Raw genomic sequence first — 5,883 nt, 5'->3', positions numbered from 1 at the left:
GACCGGCCCCGGGCATGCATGAGGGGCGGCCGCGTCGACGCGGCCGCCCCTCACCCAAGTGTGTCCGAGGACCTACTGGCCCTGCTCGTCGCGGCGGCGCTGCCACCGCTGCTCGATCCGGTTCATCACGGTCCGGCGTTGCCTGGGCCGGCTGCGCTCGCCACCGCGTCCGGCTGCCGGATGCTCGCCCGGTTTGGGCGCCTTGCGCCAACCAGTGACCGCAAGGACCGCGCAGCCCAGCATGACGAGAAAACCCACCACGCTGATCCAGATCTGCTGAGCGACCATTCCGGTCATGAGGAGCGCGATACCCACAAGGAAGCCTGCGACCGCCTGGTAGACCCGTCGCCGGGTGTACGTACGCAGCCCGCTTCCCTCGAGCGCTGTCGCGAACTTGGGATCTTCGGCGTACAGCGCTCGCTCCATTTGCTCGAGCATTCGCTGCTCGTGCTCCGAGAGCGGCACGGAGTCCTCCTCGTCGTCGGCCGCGGGGGGCGGCCGGTATGCGGCCCTTCCAGGATAGGCAGGGAATCGCCCCCGTGAAACCCGCCTTCTTGCCCATCAGCCAGTCCGGGCCGCCACGACGGCTCAGCTGCTGAGGCGTTGATTCCCCAACCTCCGATCCGTCATGCCGGATGGTGTCCCCCGATCATACGGGGCGAAGCCCCCGATCGGGGGGCCCGGTGCGTACTCCGTCTGCCGCTGCGTCGCTGATCAGCAGCGCTACGGCCGAGCTACCACCGGACCGGACCGCGCTCAGGCGCGCTTGGTGCCGAGAACGTGCAGCTGCGTCGCCACCGAGTGGAAGGCGGGCACTTCGGCCGCGGCGGACTCCAGCTTCAGCAGGGCCTCCACCGCACCGGGCTCCGTGTCCACCAGCACGCCCGGCACGAGGTCCGCGAAGATCCGTACGCCGTGGACCGCACCGACCTCGACATCGGCACCGGAGACCAGCTCGGTGAGCTGCTCCGCGGTGTAGCGCCGGGGCACCGGGTCGCCCTCGCCCCAGCGGCCCGCCGGGTCGTCGAGCGCCTGCCGGGCCTCGGTGAAGTGTCCGGCGAGCGCCCGGGCCAGGACGGCGCCGCCGAGCCCGGCGGCGAGCAGGCTGAGCGCACCGGACGGCCGGAGCGCCGCCACGGCATTGCGCACCCCTTCGGCCGGGTCGTCCACGTACTCCAGGACGCCGTGGCACAGCACCGCGTCGTACCCATCGCGCTCGACCACGTCGAACAGGCCGTGGATGTCGCCCTGGACACCGCGGACCCGGTCGGCGACCCCGGCCTCGGCCGCGCGGCGCTCCAGCGCGAAGAGCGCGTTGGGGCTGGGGTCGACGACGGTGACACGGTGGCCGAGACGGGCGACCGGCACCGCGAAGTTGCCGGTGCCGCCGCCGGTGTCCAGCACATCCAGGGCGTCCCTGCCGGTCGCCTTCACCCGGTGGTCGAGGGCGTCCTTGAGGACCTCCCAGACCACGGCGGTACGGAGGGAGGCGCGGGGGCGCAGCTGGTCCGACACGGCAGATGACTCCTCGGCACGGTGCCGCCTGGGACGGCGGAGCGTGAACAGTGCAGGTGGTACGAGCGCTGCCCACCCTATTGCCTCACACCGCCGCTGCCGTCATCCCGCGTCCGGCCGCTCCCTCCTGGCCTGCGGAAGCACCGGCTGGAGCACCAGCAGCCGCTCGACCAGACGCAGGAACATCGCCGCGTCACGCAGCAGGTCGTCGGCGTCCCGCCGGCTGGCGGCACCCGGTATCCCGGCTTCCGCGCGGGCCCGGCGGCGGGCGCCGGAGGCGAACAGCGCGCTCCACTCGGTCAGCTCGGGGGCTATTTCGGGCAGGACCTCCCAGGCGCTGCGGATGCGCCCCCGGCGCCGCCCGGACGTCTCGGGTCGGGCCCGCGCGGCGAGCACCGCGGCCGCGGTGCGCAGCGCCGCGAGGTGGGCGGTGGCGTACCGCTCGTTCGGCACATCGAGAACGGCGGCCTCGTCTAGGCCGGCGCGGGCCTTGGCGAGCAGATCGAGGGCGGCGGGCGGCGCCGTGGTGCGGCGCAGAACGGGGTGGACATCGCTTGCCGGGCCGGTCAGTGAGGGGGCAGGGCCGTCTGCGCGGCGCCGGGGTGCGGCTGCTGCGGACGAGTGGGCCATGACGAAACCTCCTGTCTCGTGTAACGGCTCCGTGGCCGTATGTATCCATCGTGGGGGCCACCACTGACAATCGGCCTCGGCGCTGCCCTGACCTGCTGTTTTGCTTCGTTCGCAAGTTCGGGCTACCTTTTTGAACTGACTGGTCAGTTCAAAACAGGGGGAGGGACCGTGGACAGCCCGCACGGGGCATCCGTCACCGCCGAGAATTTCGGCCTCAAGGGACCGCGCGGCTGGGCCTTTCGGGGCCTGGCGGTCGATGCCGGGCCCGGCTCGCTGGTGGCGATCGAAGGCCCGTCCGGCTCCGGCCGCACCTGCCTGCTGCTCGCCCTCACCGGCCGGATGCGCCCCACCGAGGGCCAGGCGAAGATCGGCGGGCTGCGCCTGCCGCGCAAGATGGCCGCCGTCCGCCGCATCGCCGCGCTGGGGCCCGTCCCGGGAGTCAGCGAGCTCGACCCGGCCTTCACCGTCGCCGAGCACCTGCGCGAGCGGGCCCTGCTGCAGCGCCGCTTCGACGGTTCGCTGCGTGCCCTGCTGCGTCCGCGTGCCGAGCGGATCGCCACCGCCCGGGGACGGATCGACGCGGCGCTGGACGCCGCCGGACTCGACCCGGCCACGCTGCCCAAGGGCGAGCGGACCTCCGTACGGGACCTGGAACGGCTGGAGGCGCTGCGGCTGTCCATCGCCCTCGCGCTGATCGGCGACCCCCGGCTGCTCGCGGTGGACGACACCGATCTCAAGCTCTCCGACGCCGAACGCGCCGAGGCCTGGGAGCTGCTGCGGTCCGTCGCGGCCGGCGGCACCACCGTGCTCGCCGTCTGCAGCCAGGCACCCGAGGGCGCGATCACCCTGCGCACGGACACCGCTGCCGGGGGCGACCCGGCCGGGGAAGACACGACCGAGGCAGACACGACCGAGGAAGGAACGGCCGATGCGTTCGCCGAGACTGGCCGCGCTTGAGCTCAAGCGTTTCGGCAGGGGAAAGCTGCCGCGCGCCGCACTCGTCGCACTGCTGCTCCTGCCGCTGCTCTACGGCGCGCTGTACCTGTGGTCCTTCTGGGATCCGTACGGCCGCCTCGACAGGATCCCCGTCGCGCTGGTCAACAACGACCAGGGCACCACCGCCGCCGGCAAGCGCGTCGCGGCCGGCGACGAGATCACCGGCAAGCTCCTCGACTCCAAGGTCTTCGACTGGCACGAGGTGAGCTCCGCCGAGGCCGACAAGGGTGTCGAGGACGGCACGTACTACCTCTCGCTCACCATGCCGTCGGACTTCAGCAGGCGGATCGCGTCCAGTTCCGGTGACTCCCCCGAGACCGGCGCCCTCCAGGTGCGGACCAACGACGCCAACAACTACATCGTCGGGCAGATCTCCCGGACGGTCTTCTCCGAGGTGCGCACCGCCGCGTCGACCAATGCCTCGCGCGGCTTCTACGACCGGATCTTCATCAACTTCTCCGACCTCCACGACGCGACGGCGAAGGCCGCCAAGGGGGCCGACGACCTCAAGGGCGGCATCGGCAAGGCCAAGAAGGGATCGGAGGATCTCGCGGACGGGCTCAAGGACGCCAAGGCCGGCAGCGGCCGGCTGGCCGGCGGGATCGTCAAGCTGAACAAGGGCGCGGGCGATCTGGAGACCGGCTCCCGGCAGGTGGCCGACGGCACCCAGCAGCTCGCCGACAAGGTGAACGGGGTGGCGGCCGACGTCCGCCCGTTCCTGAAGGACAACGGCAAGTCGATCGGCGACACCGCCCGGCTGGTCTCCGACTCCTCGCAGACCGTGCTGGACAACCTCGACCTGCTGGTGAAGGCGGCGCCCACCGCGGCCACCGCCGCCCACACGGCCTCCGACGACCTGGCCGAGATCCACCGCACCACCTGCGTGGACCAGCAGCCCGACGACCCCGACGTCTGCGCGCCGCTGAAGCGCGCCACGACCACGGCGGCCGATGTCGCGAAGGTCGCCGACGACGTGAACGTACTGGTCACGAACCAGAACGGGGACCTGAAGAAGCTGCGCACCCGGCTGACCGCGTTCCAGCGGCAGGCCGACGACCTGGCCGAGCACGCACCGCGTCTGGACGAGGACCTGGAGTCCGCCGTCAAGAAGATCAACGCGCTCAACACCGGCGCCCACAAGGTCGCCAAGGGGGCCGACGACCTGCACACCGGCCTGGCCACGGCCAGGACCGGCTCCGCCGACCTGGACTCCGGTGTGAGCGACCTCAGGAAGGGCGCCGCGAACCTGGACGGCGGGCTGATCCGGCTCGGCGACGGCTCGGCCACCCTCGCCGAGGGGCTCAACGACGGCGTCGGCAAGATCCCCGACTACGACAAGAAGGACCGCGACGCCCGTACCGGGGTCATGGCCGACCCGGTGCAGCTGGCCTCCCAGTCGCTGCACGCGGCCCCCAACTACGGCACCGGCTTCGCGCCCTACTTCATCCCGCTCTCCCTCTGGGTCGGCGCGATGGTGGCCTACATGCTGATCCAGCCGCTCAACCGGCGCGCGCTCGCCGCCGGGGCCTCCGCCTGGCGGATCGCCTTCGCGGGCTGGCTGCCGGTGGCCGCGATCGGTCTGCTCCAGGTGGCCGCCCTGATGTCCGTACTGCACTGGGGGCTCGGTCTGCAGATGACCCGCGCCGCCGGGACGGTCGGCTTCCTGGCGCTGGTGACCTGCTGCTTCGCCGCGATCGTGCAGTGGCTGAACGCCCGGTTCGGAGCCGCGGGACGGATCCTCGTACTGGCGGTGCTGATGCTCCAGCTGACCTCGGCCGGGGGAACGTATCCCGTCCAGACCAGCCCCGGATTCTTCAACGCGATCCACCCCTACCTGCCGATGAGTTACATCGTCGAGGGGCTGCGCCGGCTGATCACGGGCGGCGGCCTGGGCCCGGTCTGGCAGGGCAGCGCGGTGCTGCTGGCCTTCACGGCGGGGGCGCTGGCCCTGACCGCGCTCGCCGCACGCCGCAAGCAGGTGTGGACCCTGGACCGGCTGCACCCGGAGCTGAGCCTGTGAGCACGCCGGAACCTGTGAGAATCGGGGGCATGGAAAGCAGCAGCACCACGCGTCGGCGGGCCACCCGGCAGAAGCTCTACGAAGCGGCCGTGACCCTCATCGCCGAGAAGGGCTTCTCCGCGACCACGGTGGACGAGATCGCCGAGCGGGCCGGGGTCGCCAAGGGCACGGTCTACTACAACTTCAAGAGCAAGACCGAGCTCTTCGAGGAGCTGCTGCGTCATGGCGTCGGGCTGCTGACGGCCTCGCTGCGCTCCGCGGCCGAGGAGACCGAGGAGCGCGGCGGCACCAAGGTCGAGGCCCTGGACGGGATGATCCGGGCCGGCCTGGTCTTCATCGACCGCTATCCGGCCTTCACCCAGCTGTACGTCGCGGAACTGTGGCGCACCAACCGGGCCTGGCAGGGCACCCTCCTGGTGGTGCGTCAGGAAGCCGTCGCGGTGGTCGAGGGGGTGCTGCGCGAGGGTGTGGGCAACGGTGAGCTGAGCGAGGAGATCGACATCCCGCTGACGGCGGCCGCGCTGGTCGGCATGGTGCTGGTGGCGGCCCTGGACTGGCAGGCGTTCCAGCCGGAGCGTTCGATCGACGATGTGCACTCGGCGCTGTCGCTGCTCCTGTACGGGCGGGTCAGCGGGCGCTGACCGGCCCGGCCGGGCGCGTGGCGATCCGGCGCGCACAGCACGCAGGACGCCGGTCCGGCGGAGGCTCGATCCCCCCGAGCC

At 71.9% G+C, this 5,883-nt stretch carries 6 protein-coding genes; 3 read left to right on the top strand and 3 right to left on the bottom strand.

Annotated elements, in window-relative coordinates; translation table 11 throughout:
- Positions 1-72 precede the first annotated feature (72 nt).
- The 3 genes from AADR41_RS40780 to AADR41_RS40770 all read right to left on the bottom strand — a co-directional run bounded on the left by AADR41_RS40780 (position 73) and on the right by AADR41_RS40770 (position 2,145).
- The gene (locus AADR41_RS40780) at positions 73-465 is read right to left on the bottom strand and encodes a DUF3040 domain-containing protein (protein ID WP_342287407.1); all 393 of its coding nucleotides are present in this window, start codon (positions 463-465) and stop codon (positions 73-75) included.
- A gap of 291 nt (positions 466-756) precedes the next feature.
- Positions 757-1,515 carry a class I SAM-dependent methyltransferase gene (locus AADR41_RS40775; protein WP_342287406.1) on the bottom strand — a complete coding sequence of 253 codons (759 nt, stop codon included), beginning with the start codon at positions 1,513-1,515 and terminating at the stop codon, positions 757-759.
- Between the two features lie 102 nt (positions 1,516-1,617).
- Complete coding sequence (locus tag AADR41_RS40770; RefSeq protein WP_342287405.1) at positions 1,618-2,145, bottom strand: SAV_6107 family HEPN domain-containing protein; 528 nt, start codon at positions 2,143-2,145, stop codon at positions 1,618-1,620.
- Between the two features lie 168 nt (positions 2,146-2,313).
- On the opposite strand from AADR41_RS40770, the gene AADR41_RS40765 reads away from it, so the two are divergent.
- From AADR41_RS40765 to AADR41_RS40755, 3 genes are read left to right on the top strand one after another with little or no spacing between them, the layout of a single operon-like run.
- Complete coding sequence (locus tag AADR41_RS40765) at positions 2,314-3,102, top strand: ATP-binding cassette domain-containing protein (protein WP_342287404.1); 789 nt, start codon at positions 2,314-2,316, stop codon at positions 3,100-3,102.
- Entirely contained in the window at positions 3,074-5,161 is a 2,088-nt protein-coding gene (locus tag AADR41_RS40760) for a YhgE/Pip domain-containing protein (RefSeq protein WP_342287403.1), read from the top strand. The genes AADR41_RS40765 and AADR41_RS40760 overlap by 29 nt, the downstream gene beginning before the upstream one ends.
- 29 nt (positions 5,162-5,190) lie before the next feature.
- Positions 5,191-5,802: a TetR/AcrR family transcriptional regulator gene (locus tag AADR41_RS40755; RefSeq protein WP_259930622.1), complete on the top strand. Its 612-nt coding sequence runs from the start codon at positions 5,191-5,193 to the stop codon at positions 5,800-5,802.
- The last annotated feature ends 81 nt before the right edge of the window (positions 5,803-5,883 follow it).

It is taken from the genome of Streptomyces sp. CLV115 (assembly GCF_038448545.1).
GTDB lineage: Bacteria > Actinomycetota > Actinomycetes > Streptomycetales > Streptomycetaceae > Streptomyces > Streptomyces sanglieri.
Note: the sequence above shows the minus strand (reverse complement) of the source record. Positions and strands in the feature narration are given on the sequence as shown.

Bases quoted from the DNA above. Each gene is read 5' to 3' on its own strand.
- AADR41_RS40770 (WP_342287405.1), bottom strand. From the start codon at position 2,145: ATGGCCCACTCGTCCGCAGCAGCCGCACCCCGGCGCCGCGCAGACGGC.
- AADR41_RS40755 (WP_259930622.1), top strand. From the start codon at position 5,191: ATGGAAAGCAGCAGCACCACGCGTCGGCGGGCCACCCGGCAGAAGCTC.
- AADR41_RS40760 (WP_342287403.1), top strand. From the start codon at position 3,074: ATGCGTTCGCCGAGACTGGCCGCGCTTGAGCTCAAGCGTTTCGGCAGG.